We start from the raw sequence: 14,904 nt of genomic DNA, 5'->3' as shown, positions 1-14,904 counted from the left end.
CCGGAACTGAACGATGCAAACCAATCTCGCCGAATTCATCCGCGGCACCGCTGACGGCGACGAAGCCGACGCCATCCTGCGCAAGTGCGTGCATTGCGGCTTCTGCACGGCGACCTGTCCGACCTATCAAGTGCTCGGCGACGAACTCGACGGACCGCGCGGGCGCATCTATCTGATGAAGCAGATGTTCGAAGGCGCGCCGGTCACGCGCAGCACGCAACTGCATCTGGACCGCTGCCTCACGTGCCGCAACTGCGAAAGCACGTGCCCGTCGGGCGTGCAGTACGGGCGGCTGGTCGAGATTGGCCGCAAGGTGGTGGAGGAGAAAGTCGAGCGGCCCGTTCGGCAGCGCTTGCAACGGCGCCTGCTCGCGAGCTTCCTGCCCAACAGCACGCTGTTCACGCCGGCCATGAAGCTGGGCCAGCAGTTCCGCGGGCTGCTGCCGCGCTCGCTGCGCGCGAAGATTCCGGTGCCCGAGCGGCCGCTCGCCGCGCCCACGCGCAAGCACGAACGCAAGATGCTGATGCTGTCCGGCTGCGTGCAGCCCGCGATGATGCCGAACGTGAACACGGCCACGGCGCGCGTGTTCGATGCACTGGGCATCGAGATCGTGACCGCGCCCAATGCGGGCTGCTGCGGCGCGATTCGCCTGCATCTGGGCTACAACGACGACGCGCTCGACGACGTGCGCAACAACATCGACGCGTGGTGGCCGTACGTGGAAGACGGCGTCGAGGCGATCATCATGAACGCCTCCGGTTGCGGCGCGACGGTGAAGGAATATGCGCACCTGCTGCGCCACGATCCGAAGTACGCGGAGAAGGCGCGGCGCATCGTCGACATGACGCGCGACCTGGCCGAGATCCTGCCGATCTACGAGGAAGAACTCGTCGCGCTGGCGCGGCGGCGCAGCGTGCATACGGTGGCGTTTCATCCGCCTTGCACGTTGCAGCATGGCCAGCAGATCCGCGGGCATGTCGAGCAATTGCTGACCTCGCTCGGGCTCGACGTGCGCCTGCCCGCCGACGCTCATCTGTGCTGCGGATCGGCGGGGACCTACTCGGTGCTGCAGCCGAAGCTCTCCTATACGCTGCGCAACCAGAAGCTCGACCGGCTCGAAAAGCTCGAGCCGCAGCTGATCGTGTCGGCGAATGTCGGCTGCATCGCGCATCTGCAGAGCGGCACGTCCACGCCCGTCACGCACTGGATCCAGCTGGTGGAGCATCTGATCTACGGATGAGCCGTTCGTATAATGACGCGTCGCTCGTCAAGCCCTCTCAAGGCCGTTTTCAAGCATGTCCATCGCTCAACATCTCGAAGAAGTCCGGCAGCGCATCGCCCAGGCCGCGCATGACGCAGCGCGCGATGCCTCGTCGGTCGCGCTGCTCGCCGTCACCAAGACCTTCCCTGCCGCCGACGTGCGCGCCGCCTTCGAAGCCGGCCAGCGCGCCTTCGGCGAGAACTACGTGCAGGAAGGCATCGGCAAGATCGCGGAACTCGCGGATCTGCGCCGCGACATCGAATGGCATTTCATCGGGCCGCTGCAATCGAACAAGACGCGGGTGGTCGCCGAGCAGTTCGACTGGGTGCATTCCGTCGACCGTCTGAAGATTGCCGAGCGCCTCTCCGCGCAACGTCCCGAAGGCACGGCCGCGCTCAATGTCTGCATCCAGGTGAACGTCAGCGGCGAAGCCTCGAAGAGCGGTGTCGAGCCGCACGAGGCCGCCGCGCTCGCGCATGCGGTCGCCGCGCTGCCCGGCCTGCGGCTGCGTGGCCTGATGGCGATTCCCGAAGCCGCCGCAACACTCGACGCGCAACGCCGGCCGCTCGCGCGTTTGCGCGAACTGATGGCCGCCTTGCGCGCCGACGGCCTCGCGCTCGACACGCTCTCGATGGGCATGTCCGCCGATCTCGAAGCCGCCGTGCTCGAAGGCGCGACCATGGTGCGCATCGGCACCGCGATCTTCGGCAGGCGCACCACCCCTCACTGACTCTTTCCTCATCATGAAAATCGCATTCATCGGCGGCGGCAACATGGCCGCGGCGCTCATCGGCGGACTGATCAAGCGCGGCACGGCGCCCGCCGACATCTTTGCCATCGACATCAACGACGAAGCCCGCGCGCGCACCGCGAAGCAGTTTGGCGTGGCGACCGGCGCCGCCATCGACGGGCAGCTCGCCGGCTTCGACGCCATCGTGCTCGCCGTGAAGCCGCAAGTCCTCAAGAGCGTGGGTGAAGCGCTCGCGCCGCATCTGTCGAAGCAAACCGTCATCAGCATCGCCGCAGGCATCCGGGCGACGGACCTGTCGCGCTGGCTCAACGGCTACACGCAGATCGTGCGCACGATGCCGAACACGCCCGCGCTGATCGGCATGGGCGTCACGGGTCTGGCCGCGCTGCCGGGCGTGAGCGAGGCCGCGAAGGCGCTGGCCTCACAAGTGCTCGAAGCGGTCGGCACGGCGGTCTGGTTCGACGACGAAGCGCAGCTCGACGCCGTCACCGCGATCTCGGGCAGCGGCCCGGCCTACGTGTTCTATTTCATCGAAGCGATGCAGGAAGCAGCGCGCCGCCTCGGCCTCGACGATGAACAAGGCCGCACGCTCGCCGTCGCCACCTTCACGGGCGCGGCGCAACTGGCGGCGCAATCAGGGGAATCGGCAAGCGTGCTGCGCGAACGCGTGACCTCGAAGGGCGGCACGACGGCGGCGGCGCTCGCGTCGTTCGACGCGCAGGGCGTGAAGGAAGCGATCGTGCGCGGCGCGCTGGCCGCCGAGGCGCGTGCGAAGGAAATGGGCGACGAACTGGGCGCGGCCTGAGGCTGCACGCTTCAATCCGCCCGATGTGACAACGGCAGCCGAGGCTGCCGTTTTTCATTTACGTCATCGCGTAATGCAGCGCGATGCCCGCGAACAACATCCCGCCGAGCCAGTTGTTGTGCTTGAACGCCGCGAAGCACGCCATGCGCTCGCGGTTGCGGATCAGGCCGTAGTGATAGACGGCGCAGGCCGCCGCCGCCAGCCAGCCGAGCCAGTAGAGCCAGCCGAAGCCGAGCGCCACGCCGATGCCCACATGGATCGCCAGCGTGGCCGCATAGCACAGCATGACCGCGGCCACATCGAAGCGGCCGAAGGTGAGCGCGGAGGTGCGGATGCCGATCTTGATGTCGTCGTCGCGATCGACCATCGCGTATTCGGTGTCGTAGGCCACCGACCAGAACACGTTGGCGGCGAGCATGATCCACGCGAGCATCGGCACGGTGTTCTGCACGGCGGCAAAGGCCATCGGAATGCCGAAGCCGAACGCGATGCCGAGATATGCCTGCGGAATCGCGAAGAACCGCTTGGTGAACGGATAGCTGCCCGCGACGAACAGCGCGAACACCGACAGTTCCTTGGTGAGCGTATTGAGCGGCAGGATTAGCAGGAAGGCGACGAGCGCGAGCGCCGCCGCCAGCGCCACCGCTTCCCACGCCTTGACCTTGCCCGACGTGATTGGACGCTCGGCAGTGCGCTTCACGTGGCGGTCGAAGTCGCGGTCGGCATAGTCGTTGATTGCGCAGCCCGCCGAGCGCATCAGGATCGTACCGACGATGAAGATGACGAGGAGCATCGGCTGCGGCTTGCCGTCCGATGCGATCCACAGCGCGTTGAGCGTCGGCCACAGCAGCAGCAGGCTGCCGATGGGCTTGTCGAGGCGCACGAGGCGCATGAAGAGCGGAAGTCGGGCGAACATGGCGGAAGTCGGGACAGGAGATACGGCAAGCGCGATGCGGCTATTTTAGAGCAGCGCGTTCGAACCCCTCCAAAAGCACAAACCCCGCACGAGAGCGGGGTTTGCGTGATGTCGAAGCGTGCTTCGACGCTCAGGCGAGCATCGCGCGCAGCATCCACGCGGTCTTTTCGTGCGTCTGCATGCGTTGCGTGAGCAGGTCGGCGGTCGGCTCGTCGTTGGCGGCTTCCGTTGCCGGGAAGATCTCGCGCGCCGTGCGCACCACCGCTTCCTGGCCTTCCACCAGCTGGCGGATCATCTCTTCCGCCGCCGGCACGCCATCCGCTTCCGGAATCGACGACAGCTTCGCGAAGTCCTTGTAGCTGCCCGGCGCATGCACGCCCAGCGCACGGATGCGTTCCGCGATCGAATCGACGGCCAGCGCGAGTTCGTTGTATTGCGTTTCGAACATCAGGTGCAGCGTGTTGAACATCGGACCCGTGACGTTCCAGTGGAAGTTATGGGTTTTCAGGTACAGCGTGTAGGTATCGGCCAGCAGACGGGACAGGCCGTCGGCAATCTTCTTGCGGTCCTTGTCGCTGATGCCGATGTTGACGGCAGGTGCAGTGCCTTTCTTCGCCATGATGACTCCGTGAGAGCGTGGTTCGAACGGTGCGGACTCCGGGCATCGGCCTGATTACCCGGCGTCGCGAGCGCTCGACAGTTTAGCGTAGAAATGGGGAGCGCTTCATGACGCGTGATGCGCTTCCCGCCTTCTCATGCTGCGGCAATCCCGCTTGCCACGACGACGCCATACGCCGCCGCGACCATCCCGAACGCCAGCGCGACACGCACGCCGCGCGAGGCGTTCACGCTGACGGCTTCGATGTGATCGACCGCCTGGGCGATGTGGTTCAACGCTTGAGACATGATGAGTTCTCCCGGTATTGCTAACTACCGCTGTCAGACGGCGGCTTCGTCCGTCACATCGAGGGTCTGACCGAGTTGCGCCAGCGCGGCGACGACACCCTCCGCGTATGCCGGATCGATACGGCGGAAATGCTCGATCTGGCGCGTGACGATATCGTTCGGCACGCCATGAATGTGCCGCGCGATGTTGCCGAAGAAGCGTTCGCGCTGCGCGTCATCGAAGAGGGCGAACAGCGCCGCCGGCTGGCTGTAGTAGTCATCGTCCTGCCGATGGTCGTAGCGGTACACCGTGCCGCCCGCGAGCGGCGGCTCGTTCGCCGCGACATCCTGCGCGAATTCGCCATAGCGGTTCGGCTCGTAGTTCACGCGGCCGCCGAGGTTGCCGTCGGTGCGCATCGCGCCATCGCGATGAAACGACTGGCCAACCGGCGCGCGCGGCGCATTCACCGGCACCTGATGATGATTGATGCCGAGGCGATAACGCTGCGCATCGCCGTACGAAAACAGACGCCCCTGCAACAGCCGGTCAGGCGAGAAGCCGATCCCCGGCACCACATTGGCCGGCGTGAAGGCCGCCTGCTCCACGTCCGCGAAGTAGTTCTGCGCGTTGCGGTTCAGCTCGAGCGTGCCGACATCGATCAGCGGATAGTCCTTGTGCGGCCACACCTTGGTGATGTCGAACGGATTCATGCGCGATTCGGCCGCCTGCTTTTCCGTCATCACCTGGATGCGGAAATTCCAGCGCGGGAAACGGCCTTCATCGATGCTCTGCACCAGATCGCGCTGCGCGCTCTCGCGATCCTGCGCGATCACGGCCGCGGCTTGCGCGTCAGTGTAGTTCTCGATCGGCTGCTGCGACTTGAAGTGGAACTTGACGTAGAAGCGCTCGCCGTCCGCGTTGATGAAGGAGAACGTGTGCGACCCGAAGCCATGCATCTGGCGATAGTTCTTCGGAATGCCGCGGTCGCTCATGAGGATCGTCACCTGATGCAGCGACTCCGGATGACGCGACCAGAAGTCCCACGCGGCCACGTTGCTGCGCATGTTGGTGTACGGGTCGCGCTTCTGCGTATGGATGAAGTCGGGGAACTTGAGCGGATCGCGGATGAAGAACACCGGCGTGTTGTTGCCGACCACGTCCCAGTTGCCTTCCTCGGTATAGAACTTGATCGAGAAGCCGCGTACGTCGCGCTCGGCGTCCGCCGCGCCGCGTTCGCCGGCAACCGTCGAGAAGCGCATGAAGACCGGCGTTTCCTTGCCGACATCCGAGAACACTTTCGCCTTCGTATAGCGCGAGATGTCGTGCGTCACGCGGAACGTGCCGAACGCGCCCGAACCCTTCGCATGCACGCGGCGCTCGGGAATCACTTCGCGGTCGAAGTGCGCGAGCTTTTCGACGAGCCAGAAGTCCTGCAGCGTCACCGGACCGCGCGGACCGGCGGTCTGCGCATTCTGGTTGTCGCCGACGGGCGCGCCTGCGGCGGTCGTGAGTCGTTGGGTCGTCATCGTGGTGTTCCTTATCGTGGTTCGAATGGGATCGGTCGGCCGGGCTCTGACTCAGGCAGCGGCGCGGGCGAAGTCGGCGAGTACGCTGACTGCAACGCGGCGCCAGGACTCGAAGCGCGCGTTGAAGGTGAATGTGCGGGGCATCAACTTCCTCCGGTTCGGGCGTCCACCGTTGTTGGGGACCGATGGAAGGAGCTTATCGAATGCTATCGATATTTATAAGTTGATTAATTTTATCTATCTGATAGGCGCAGTTCGGCCGCCCCAATGACAACGCGCCGCGTCCTTTCGGAACGCGGCGCGTCAGAGGCAGCAGGCGTCTGCGGCCTAGTTGACCGCCACCGGCATGTCGAGCTTCCTCACGCCGGGCAGGTCGCACGCCGCGATGGCGTCGGAAATGGCGTCGATGGCCGGCAGCCGCGTAAAGCTCTTGCGCCAGGCCAGCACGACGCGGCGGTCGGGCACGGGTTCGTCGAAGGGTACGTAGCTCAGCAGCCCCGAGTCGATGCCCGGCGCATGCGGCTTGACCTCGCTCACCGACATGCGCGGCAGCACCGTGATGCCCACGCCGCTCGCCACCATATGGCGGATGGTTTCCAGCGAGGATCCCTCGAAGGTCTTCTGGATGCCGTCGGCGTTCTGCGAGAAGCGCATCAGCTCCGGACACACGCCGAGCACGTGATCGCGGAAACAATGGCCGCTGCCCAGCAGCAGCATGGTTTCCTGCTTGAGATCGTCGGCATCGATCTTCGCGCGGTTTTCCCACGCGTGACCCGACGGCATGGCGACCACGAACGGCTCGTCGTACAGCGCGCGCACCATGAGGCCGGTCTCAGGGAACGGCAGCGCCATGATCGCGACATCGATTTCGCCCTGCTTCAGGAGCTCGATCAGCTTGAGCGTGTAGTTTTCCTGGAGCATCAGCGGCATTTGCGGAACCGCCTTGATCATCTGCTTGACCAGCGTCGGCAACAGATACGGCCCGATGGTGTAGATCACGCCCAGGCGCAGCGGCCCGACCAGCGGATCCTTGCCCTGCTTGGCGATTTCCTTGATGGCGAGCGTCTGTTCGAGCACGCGCTGCGCCTGCGTCACGATCTGCTCGCCGATGGGCGTCACGCTGACTTCGCTCGTGCCGCGCTCGAAGATCTGCACATTCAGTTCGTCTTCGAGCTTCTTGATTGCCACCGACAGCGTCGGCTGGCTGACGAAGCACGCCTCTGCCGCGCGGCCAAAATGCCGTTCGCGCGCGACCGCGACGATGTACTTCAGTTCAGTGAGCGTCATTGGGGGCCAATGGAAGACATTGATTCAATAGGTTTGAGTTATACACCTGCCGGCGCCGATTCGACAACCTTTGCTGGTTCGCCGCTCAGATGCGGCTAAATAGGGACCGACATGGCGCCGGCGAGTTCACGTTCATGTCTTAAAAATCACGCCTTCAGATACTGTTCGCGCACGCCGAGCCAGCGGGCGAGATGGCGCGTGACGGCATCGGGGAAGGTCGCGAGCATCGCGTCGGCGGCCTCACGGGCGGGTTCGATCAGCCAGCCGTCGTTCTCCAGGCTCGCGAAACGCAGCATCGCCTCGCCCGACTGCCGCGCGCCGAGGAACTCACCCGGCCCGCGAATCTCAAGGTCGCGCCGCGCGATCTCGAAGCCGTCGGTGGTTTCGCGCATCGTCGCGAGGCGCGCGCGGGCGGTCTGCGAGAGCGGATTGGCGTACATCAGCACGCACACGGACGCGGTGCTGCCCCGGCCGACGCGCCCGCGCAGCTGATGCAACTGCGCCAGCCCGAAGCGCTCCGCGTGCTCGATCACCATCAGCGACGCATTCGGCACGTCGACGCCCACTTCGATCACCGTCGTCGCGACCAGCAACTGCACTTCATTGCGCGCGAACGCGTCCATCACCGCCGCTTTCTCGGCGGGCGCGAGCCGGCCATGCACAAGTCCCACGCGCAGTTCCGGCAGCGCGGCCACCAGCGTCTCGAAGGTTTCGACGGCGGTCTGCAACTGCAAGGTCTCGCTTTCCTCGATCAGCGGACAGACCCAGTACACCTGCCGTCCGGTCAGCGCCGCTTCGCGCACCCGGCCGATGATCTCGTCGCGACGGCTATCGGACACGATCCTGGTCAGGATCGGCGTGCGGCCGGGCGGCAGTTCGTCGATGGTGGAGACGTCGAGGTCCGCGTAATAGGTCATCGCGAGCGTGCGCGGGATCGGCGTGGCGGACATCATCAGCTGGTGCGGCTGGAAGTCGCGCGCGCCGTCGGCCGCGTTCTGCGCCTTGGCGCGCAATGCGAGCCGCTGCGCCACGCCGAAGCGATGCTGTTCGTCGACGATCACGAGCCCGAGCCGCGCGAATTCCACCGCGTCCTGGATGATCGCGTGCGTGCCGATCACCAGTTGCGCCGTGCCGAGCGCCGCCGCTTCGAGTGCCGCGCGTTTGTCCTTCGCCTTGAGACTGCCAGCGAGCCACGCGACCGACACGCCGAGTGGCTCCAGCCAGCCGCGCAGCTTGCGCGCGTGCTGCTCCGCGAGGATTTCGGTGGGCGCCATGAGCGCGGCCTGATAACCGGCGTCGATGGCCTGCGCCGCCGCGAGCGCCGCGACGATCGTCTTGCCGCTGCCGACATCGCCCTGCAGGAGACGCTGCATCGGATGCGGCAGGGTCAGCTCCGTGGCGATTTCCGCGACCACGCGCTGCTGCGCGCCGGTCAGCGCAAACGGCAGCGCCTGCAACAGGCGCGTGACGAGCGACGCTGCGTCGGCGGGCGCGCGGCGCGGCATGGCGGGCGCGGAGCGGCGGCGGCGTTCCTCGTGCGCGCGCTTGAGCGACAGTTGCTGCGCGAGCAGTTCCTCGAACTTGATGCGGGTCCAGGCGGGATGGGTGCCGTCGATCAGCGCGGTCTCGTCGGAATCCGCGCGCGGGTGATGCAGCGTCTTCACGGCATCGAGCAGGCCGGGCACGTTGAGCGGCGCGAGATGCGCGCGCGCAATCGGCTCCGGCAGCAGTTCCGGCAGCGACACGCGCCCGAGCGCGGAATCGATGGCCTTGCGCAAATAGCCCTGCGAGATGCCCGCCGTCGACGGATACACCGGCGTCAGCGCCTGCGGCAGCGGCGTGTCTTCATCCACCGGGCGCACCGTGGGATGCACCATCTCCATGCCGAAGAAGCCGCCGCGCACGTCGCCACGCACCCGCAGACGCACGCCGATGGCCATCTGCTTGACCTGCGAGCCGTAGAAGTTGAGGAAGCGCAGCGTGAGTTCGTCGCCGGCGTCGTCGTGGATTTTCACGAGCAACTGGCGGCGCGGACGGTAGGCGATCTCGTTGTCGAACACGACGCCTTCGGTCTGCGCGTTGTCGCCGGGAATCAGTTCGCCGACGGGCGTGAGCGAGGTTTCGTCCTCGTAGCGCATCGGCAGGTGCAGCACGAGGTCGATGTCGGACTTCAGGCCGAGCTTGGCGAGCTTGTCCGCGGTCTTGACGACGGTCTTCGGCTTCTCGTCGGCCTTGGCCTTCGGCTCCGCCTTGGCCCGCTTGCGCGCCGGCGCGACGGCGTGCGGCGCCTCGCCGTCCTCCACGGACAGCGGATCGGTCGAGGTGACGCGGCGGTCGGACAAGGGCATCTAATCTCTTCGCAAGTACAATATGAGGTTTGTTCGGCGCGCTTTTGCCGCGTTCGTGCCTTTCTTCACGCCCATGTTCACGCTTTCCGATTTCGATTTTAATCTGCCGCCCGAGCTGATCGCGCAGAGCGCGCTCACCGAGCGCAGTGCGAGCCGTCTGCTCGAGGTGGACAACCACGCCGCGCCCGCCCGTTTCACCGACCGCCGTTTCGCCGAACTGCCGGCCCTGCTCGACGCCGGCGACCTGCTCGTCTTCAACGATACCAAAGTGCTCAAGGCGCGCTTCTTCGGCCAGAAGGCCAGCGGCGGCCGCGTCGAGGTGCTGGTGGAACGGCTGACGGGCGCAACCACCGCGCTGGCGCAGATCCGCGCCAGCAAGAGCCCGCCGGAAGGCGGCACGATCCGTCTGGCGGACGCGTTCGACGTCACCGTGGGCGAGCGTGTCGAGCCGTTCTACACGCTGCATTTCCCCGCCGATTGCCTGACGCTCATCGAGCAATACGGCCGTCTGCCGCTGCCGCCGTATATCGAGCACGACGCCGACGCCTACGACGAAACCCGCTACCAGACCGTCTACGCGGCCAATCCGGGCGCCGTGGCCGCGCCGACCGCGGGCCTGCACTTCGACGAAGCGCTGTTCGCCGAGCTGGACGCACGCGGCGTCGAGCGCGCGACGCTCACGCTGCACGTCGGCGCGGGCACGTTTCAGCCGGTGCGCGTGGAAAATATCGCCGAGCACACGATGCACAGCGAGTGGTACGACCTGCCGCAGACGCTCGTGGACCGGATCGCCGCCGTCAAGGCGCGCGGCAACCGCGTGATCGCGGTCGGCACGACGTCCATGCGCGCGCTCGAAGCCGCCGCCCGCGACGCCGCCGAGGCCGGCCGCCCGCTCGCGGCCACCCAGGCCGAAACGGATATCTTCATCACGCCGGGCTACGCCTTCCGCGTGGTCGACCGGCTCGTGACCAACTTCCACCTGCCGAAGTCGACGCTGATGATGCTCGTCTCGGCTTTTGCCGGAATGGACACGATCCGCGACGCGTACCGTCACGCGATCGAGCAGCGCTACCGCTTCTTCAGCTACGGCGACGCGATGCTGCTGACGCGGCAAGACTGAATTCCTCAACCACACTTTTGCGCCGGACTGTTCTCCGGTTGCAGCGGAGTCTCATCGATGACCGAAGGTCACGCCACCCCGCCCGAGAACGGGCTCAAGTTCGAATTGCTCACCACCGACGGCCAGGCGCGCCGCGGCCGTCTCACGCTGAATCACGGCGTGGTCGAAACGCCGATCTTCATGCCGGTTGGCACCTACGGCACCGTCAAGGCCATTCAGCCGCGCGAACTCGAAGAGATTCGCGCGCAGATCATCCTCGGCAACACCTTTCACCTCTGGCTGCGGCCGGGGCTGGAGGTGATCGGCGCGCACGGCGGCCTGCACCGCTTCATGGGCTGGAATCGCCCGATCCTGACGGACTCCGGCGGCTTCCAGGTGTTCTCGCTCGGCGACCTGCGCAAGATCACCGAGGACGGCGTCACCTTCGCGTCGCCGATCAACGGCGACAAGCTGTTCCTCTCGCCCGAAGTGTCGATGCAGATCCAGAAGGTGCTGAACTCGGACATCGTCATGCAGTTCGACGAATGCACGCCCTACGCCACCCAGGGCGTGCCGACCTCGCACCAGGACGCCGCCGATTCCATGCGCATGTCGATGCGCTGGGCCAAACGCTCGATCGACGAATTCAACCGGCTCGGCAATCCGAATGCGCTGTTCGGCATCGTGCAGGGCGGCATGTTCGAGGATCTGCGCGACGAGTCGCTCGCGGGACTGTCGGAGATCGGCTTCCACGGGCTTGCCATTGGCGGGCTTTCCGTGGGCGAGCCGAAGGAAGACATGATGCGCGTGCTGAACCATATCGGCCCGAAGCTGCCTGCGGAGAAGCCGCACTACCTGATGGGCGTCGGCACGCCGGAAGACCTGGTGGCGGGCGTGGCGGCCGGCGTCGACATGTTCGACTGCGTGATGCCCACCCGCAACGCGCGCAACGGCTGGCTGTTCACCCGTTTTGGCGATCTCAAGATCAAGAACGCGAGTCACAAGAACTCGATGAAACCGCTCGACGAAAGCTGCGGCTGCTACACCTGCCGCAATTTCACGCGCGGCTATCTGCATCACCTGCATCGCGTGGGCGAGATTCTCGGCGCGCAGCTCAACACGATCCACAACCTGCACTACTACCTTGAATTGATGGGCGAAGTGCGCGAATCCATCGAAAATCACTCGTTCGAGGCGTTCCGCAAGACTTTCGCGGAGAATCGCGCGCGCGGCGTGGACTGACGCGGACCGGAAACGCGCGCCCAAGCATTACAATCTGCTTTCTATTGCTTTCGGCTCATGCCGCGAAGGCCACGGAATTCGCCGCTTCACAGCTTCTTCATAAGCCTGATAACACCCGGATAACAGCTTGAAGACAAAGCGCATTCCTAAAGTCTCGCGACAAGTGCGGGTGGTAGAATAGCCGGCTAATTTCATTCGAGATTATCGAACGTATTCATCGAACGCTTTTTTTGCGTCATAACGGAGAGACCAACGTGTCGTTCATTTCCAATGCCTTTGCACAAGGCACCACCGCGAGCAGCGCGGAATCGAGCCTGATGAGCTTCCTGCCGCTCATCCTGATGTTCGCGGTGCTGTACTTCATCATGATCCGCCCGCAGATGAAGCGTCAGAAGGAGCATCGCAACATGCTCGCCGCCATGGCCAAGGGCGATGAAGTGGTGACGAACGGCGGCATCGTCGGCAAGATCACGAAGGTGACGGACGCGTACGTGGGCGTGGAAATCGCCGAAGGCACGGAAATCACCATCCAGAAGGCATCCGTGACCACCATCCTCCCGAAGGGCACGATCAAGTCGCTGTAAGGCCACCTGTTCCGCCGCGTCCGGCGCGGCCTCGCCGCCGGGCGTCGGATTCCCCCGACGCCCTTCCGCGCACACCGCCGGACGCCCTCTCCCCGAAGCCAACTTGACGGTCGGCCATCCCCATGAATCGTTATCCCCTCTGGAAGTATGTCGTGATGCTGATGGCGCTCGTCATCGGCCTCGTGTACACGCTCCCCAACTTCTTCGGCGAAGCGCCGGCCGTGCAGGTATCCAGCGGCAAGGCTACGGTCAAGCTCGACTCCGCCACGCTCGCGAACGTCGAGAGCGCGCTCGCCGCGAACCACGTCACCGCCGATGAAGTCACGTTCGACAACTCCCAGCTGAACGCGAACATTCGCGTGCGCCTGAAGGACACCGACACGCAATTGCGCGTGAAGGACCTGCTGAGCCACGCGCTCAACAGCGACCCGAGCGATCCTCAGTACATCGTCGCGCTGAACCTGCAGAGCGCCTCGCCGCGCTGGCTGACGGCCCTGCACGCATTGCCGATGTATCTCGGTCTCGACCTGCGCGGCGGCGTCCACTTCCTGCTGCAAGTGGACATGGCCGGCGCGCTCAACAAGAAGCTCGATTCCGACGCCGCCGATGCCCGCACCTACCTGCGCGACCGCAACGTCCGCGACGGCGGCGTGAACCGCGTCGGGCAATCGGTCGTCGTGAATTTCTCGGACCAGAGCGCCGCGGACAACGCGCGCACCCTGCTCCAGACCGGCGTCAACGAACTGCAATGGAGCACGCGCCAGGGCGGCGACGGCTATCAGGTCGTCGGCACGTTCTCGGCGGCGACGCAGCGAACCGTCGAGGACGGCGCGCTCAAGCAGAACATCACGACGCTGCATAACCGCGTCAACGAACTGGGCGTCGCCGAGCCGGTGATCCAGCAGCAGGGCTCGGACCGTATCGTGGTCGAACTGCCGGGCGTGCAGGACACGGCGAAGGCGAAGGACATCATCGGCCGCACGGCGACGCTCGAAGCGCGCCTCGCCGACCCGGTCAATACCTACATCGGCCTGAACGATCCGGTCCCGCCCGGCGACGAAGCCTTCAAGCAGGGCGACCGCAACGTGCTGCTGCGCAAGCAGGTGATCTTCACCGGCGACCGCATCATCGACGCGTCCGCGGGCTTCGACGAACATCAGCGCCCGTCCGTCAATATCCGTCTGGATTCGGCCGGCGGCCGCGCGGTGTCGGCGGTGTCGCGCGACAACATCGGCAAGCCGATGGCCATGGTGCTGTTCGAGAAGGGCAAGGGCGAAGTGCTGACGGTCGCGACCATCCAGTCGGAACTGGGCGACCGCTTCCAGATCACCGGCCAGCCCACGCCGCAAGCCGCCGCCGACCTCGCGCTGCTGCTGCGCGCGGGCTCGCTCGCGGCGCCGATGGACATCATCGAGGAACGCACCGTCGGCCCGAGCCTCGGCGCGGACAACATCAAGAAGGGCTTCGACTCGGTGCAGTACGGTTTCGCCGCGATCGCCGTCTTCATGATCGCGTACTACCTGCTGTTCGGCCTGTTCTCGATGCTGTCGCTGTCGGTCAACCTGCTGCTGCTGGTGGCCATCCTGTCGCTGCTGCAAGCCACGCTGACCTTGCCGGGCATCGCGGCTATCGCGCTGGCGCTCGGTATGGCGATCGACGCGAACGTGCTCATCAACGAGCGTATCCGCGAAGAACTGCGCAACGGCGCGCCGCCGCAGACCGCAATCCAGGAAGGCTTCAGGCACGCCTGGGCGACGATTCTCGACTCGAACGTCACCACGCTGATCGCCGGCCTGGCGCTGCTCGCGTTCGGTTCGGGTCCGGTGCGCGGCTTCGCGGTCGTGCACTGTATCGGCATTCTGACGTCGATGTTCTCGGCCGTGTTCTTCTCGCGCGGCCTCGTGAACCTGTGGTACGGCGGCAAGAAGAAGCTGAAGTCGCTGGCGATCGGCCAGGTGTGGCGTCCGGACGGCGGCAACGCCGAAGCCGCCGCGGCGGCCTATCTGGCGGCCCAGCGCGGCGACGACTCGCCGGTGGATGAAATCGTGAAAACCGCGAAGGGCAAGACCAAGACCGCCGCGCCGCGCGCGCCGGCCCAGGCGCCCGTCCAGACGCAGGCACGCAGCGGCAAGCCGACGGTGCGCCGCCGTTCCGGGCCGGGCGTCGATCAACAGAAACCGGGCCAGTCCCGCTGAACCC

Annotated in this window: 13 protein-coding genes; 7 read left to right on the top strand and 6 right to left on the bottom strand. The window is 65.6% G+C overall.

What is annotated here, in order from left to right; genetic code table 11:
- Window positions 1–13 precede the first annotated feature (13 nt).
- From glcF to proC, 3 genes are read left to right on the top strand one after another with little or no spacing between them, the layout of a single operon-like run.
- Window positions 14–1,240, top strand: coding sequence for a glycolate oxidase subunit GlcF (glcF, locus tag QCE64_RS01750; RefSeq protein WP_309913800.1), 1,227 nt, complete (start codon window positions 14–16; stop codon window positions 1,238–1,240).
- 55 nt (window positions 1,241–1,295) lie between these two features.
- Window positions 1,296–1,991 (top strand): YggS family pyridoxal phosphate-dependent enzyme, encoded by a 696-nt coding sequence (locus QCE64_RS01745; RefSeq protein ID WP_310002501.1) that lies wholly within the window; start codon window positions 1,296–1,298, stop codon window positions 1,989–1,991.
- Window positions 1,992–2,004: 13 nt separating this feature from the next.
- On the top strand, window positions 2,005–2,817 hold the full coding sequence (gene proC, locus QCE64_RS01740) for a pyrroline-5-carboxylate reductase (protein WP_309913794.1): 813 nt from the start codon (window positions 2,005–2,007) through the stop codon (window positions 2,815–2,817).
- Window positions 2,818–2,875: 58 nt separating this feature from the next.
- On the opposite strand, the gene ubiA is transcribed toward proC, so the two are convergent.
- The 6 genes from ubiA to recG all read right to left on the bottom strand — a co-directional run bounded on the left by ubiA (window position 2,876) and on the right by recG (window position 9,780).
- Window positions 2,876–3,733 (bottom strand): 4-hydroxybenzoate octaprenyltransferase, encoded by an 858-nt coding sequence (gene ubiA / locus QCE64_RS01735; RefSeq protein WP_310002500.1) that lies wholly within the window; start codon window positions 3,731–3,733, stop codon window positions 2,876–2,878.
- A 130-nt stretch (window positions 3,734–3,863) separates the two neighbouring features.
- Window positions 3,864–4,352: a Dps family protein gene (locus tag QCE64_RS01730; RefSeq protein ID WP_309807246.1), complete on the bottom strand. Its 489-nt coding sequence runs from the start codon at window positions 4,350–4,352 to the stop codon at window positions 3,864–3,866.
- A gap of 134 nt (window positions 4,353–4,486) precedes the next feature.
- Window positions 4,487–4,639 carry a hypothetical protein gene (locus tag QCE64_RS01725; protein WP_309807245.1) on the bottom strand — a complete coding sequence of 51 codons (153 nt, stop codon included), beginning with the start codon at window positions 4,637–4,639 and terminating at the stop codon, window positions 4,487–4,489.
- Window positions 4,640–4,672: 33 nt separating this feature from the next.
- A complete protein-coding gene (locus tag QCE64_RS01720; RefSeq protein ID WP_310002499.1) occupies window positions 4,673–6,145 on the bottom strand; it encodes a catalase in 1,473 nt (490 codons plus the stop codon).
- Between the two features lie 327 nt (window positions 6,146–6,472).
- Window positions 6,473–7,432 (bottom strand): LysR substrate-binding domain-containing protein, encoded by a 960-nt coding sequence (locus tag QCE64_RS01715; protein ID WP_309913786.1) that lies wholly within the window; start codon window positions 7,430–7,432, stop codon window positions 6,473–6,475.
- Between the two features lie 146 nt (window positions 7,433–7,578).
- Complete coding sequence (recG, locus tag QCE64_RS01710; RefSeq protein ID WP_310002498.1) at window positions 7,579–9,780, bottom strand: ATP-dependent DNA helicase RecG; 2,202 nt, start codon at window positions 9,778–9,780, stop codon at window positions 7,579–7,581.
- Window positions 9,781–9,853: 73 nt separating this feature from the next.
- On the opposite strand from recG, the gene queA reads away from it, so the two are divergent.
- From queA to secD, 4 genes are all read left to right on the top strand, one after another.
- The gene (gene queA / locus QCE64_RS01705; protein ID WP_310002497.1) at window positions 9,854–10,900 is read left to right on the top strand and encodes a tRNA preQ1(34) S-adenosylmethionine ribosyltransferase-isomerase QueA; all 1,047 of its coding nucleotides are present in this window, start codon (window positions 9,854–9,856) and stop codon (window positions 10,898–10,900) included.
- 57 nt (window positions 10,901–10,957) lie between these two features.
- Entirely contained in the window at window positions 10,958–12,121 is a 1,164-nt protein-coding gene (gene tgt / locus QCE64_RS01700; RefSeq protein WP_310002495.1) for a tRNA guanosine(34) transglycosylase Tgt, read from the top strand.
- A gap of 254 nt (window positions 12,122–12,375) precedes the next feature.
- Window positions 12,376–12,705, top strand: coding sequence for a preprotein translocase subunit YajC (gene yajC, locus QCE64_RS01695; protein WP_309807238.1), 330 nt, complete (start codon window positions 12,376–12,378; stop codon window positions 12,703–12,705).
- A gap of 122 nt (window positions 12,706–12,827) precedes the next feature.
- Window positions 12,828–14,900 carry a protein translocase subunit SecD gene (gene secD / locus QCE64_RS01690; protein WP_309913775.1) on the top strand — a complete coding sequence of 691 codons (2,073 nt, stop codon included), beginning with the start codon at window positions 12,828–12,830 and terminating at the stop codon, window positions 14,898–14,900.
- Window positions 14,901–14,904: the final 4 nt, after the last annotated feature.

Origin of the sequence: Caballeronia sp. LZ043 (assembly GCF_031451075.1) — a bacterium.
Lineage (GTDB): Bacteria > Pseudomonadota > Gammaproteobacteria > Burkholderiales > Burkholderiaceae > Caballeronia.
Note: the sequence above shows the minus strand (reverse complement) of the source record. Positions and strands in the feature narration are given on the sequence as shown.

What these genes read in the sequence shown, in the direction of transcription:
- glcF (WP_309913800.1), top strand. Translation starts at nt 14, where the DNA reads ATGCAAACCAATCTCGCCGAATTCATCCGCGGCACCGCTGACGGCGAC.
- QCE64_RS01745 (WP_310002501.1), top strand. Translation starts at nt 1,296, where the DNA reads ATGTCCATCGCTCAACATCTCGAAGAAGTCCGGCAGCGCATCGCCCAG.
- proC (WP_309913794.1), top strand. Translation starts at nt 2,005, where the DNA reads ATGAAAATCGCATTCATCGGCGGCGGCAACATGGCCGCGGCGCTCATC.
- ubiA (WP_310002500.1), bottom strand. Translation starts at nt 3,733, where the DNA reads ATGTTCGCCCGACTTCCGCTCTTCATGCGCCTCGTGCGCCTCGACAAG.
- QCE64_RS01730 (WP_309807246.1), bottom strand. Translation starts at nt 4,352, where the DNA reads ATGGCGAAGAAAGGCACTGCACCTGCCGTCAACATCGGCATCAGCGAC.
- QCE64_RS01725 (WP_309807245.1), bottom strand. Translation starts at nt 4,639, where the DNA reads ATGTCTCAAGCGTTGAACCACATCGCCCAGGCGGTCGATCACATCGAA.
- QCE64_RS01720 (WP_310002499.1), bottom strand. Translation starts at nt 6,145, where the DNA reads ATGACGACCCAACGACTCACGACCGCCGCAGGCGCGCCCGTCGGCGAC.
- QCE64_RS01715 (WP_309913786.1), bottom strand. Translation starts at nt 7,432, where the DNA reads ATGACGCTCACTGAACTGAAGTACATCGTCGCGGTCGCGCGCGAACGG.
- recG (WP_310002498.1), bottom strand. Translation starts at nt 9,780, where the DNA reads ATGCCCTTGTCCGACCGCCGCGTCACCTCGACCGATCCGCTGTCCGTG.
- queA (WP_310002497.1), top strand. Translation starts at nt 9,854, where the DNA reads ATGTTCACGCTTTCCGATTTCGATTTTAATCTGCCGCCCGAGCTGATC.
- tgt (WP_310002495.1), top strand. Translation starts at nt 10,958, where the DNA reads ATGACCGAAGGTCACGCCACCCCGCCCGAGAACGGGCTCAAGTTCGAA.
- secD (WP_309913775.1), top strand. Translation starts at nt 12,828, where the DNA reads ATGAATCGTTATCCCCTCTGGAAGTATGTCGTGATGCTGATGGCGCTC.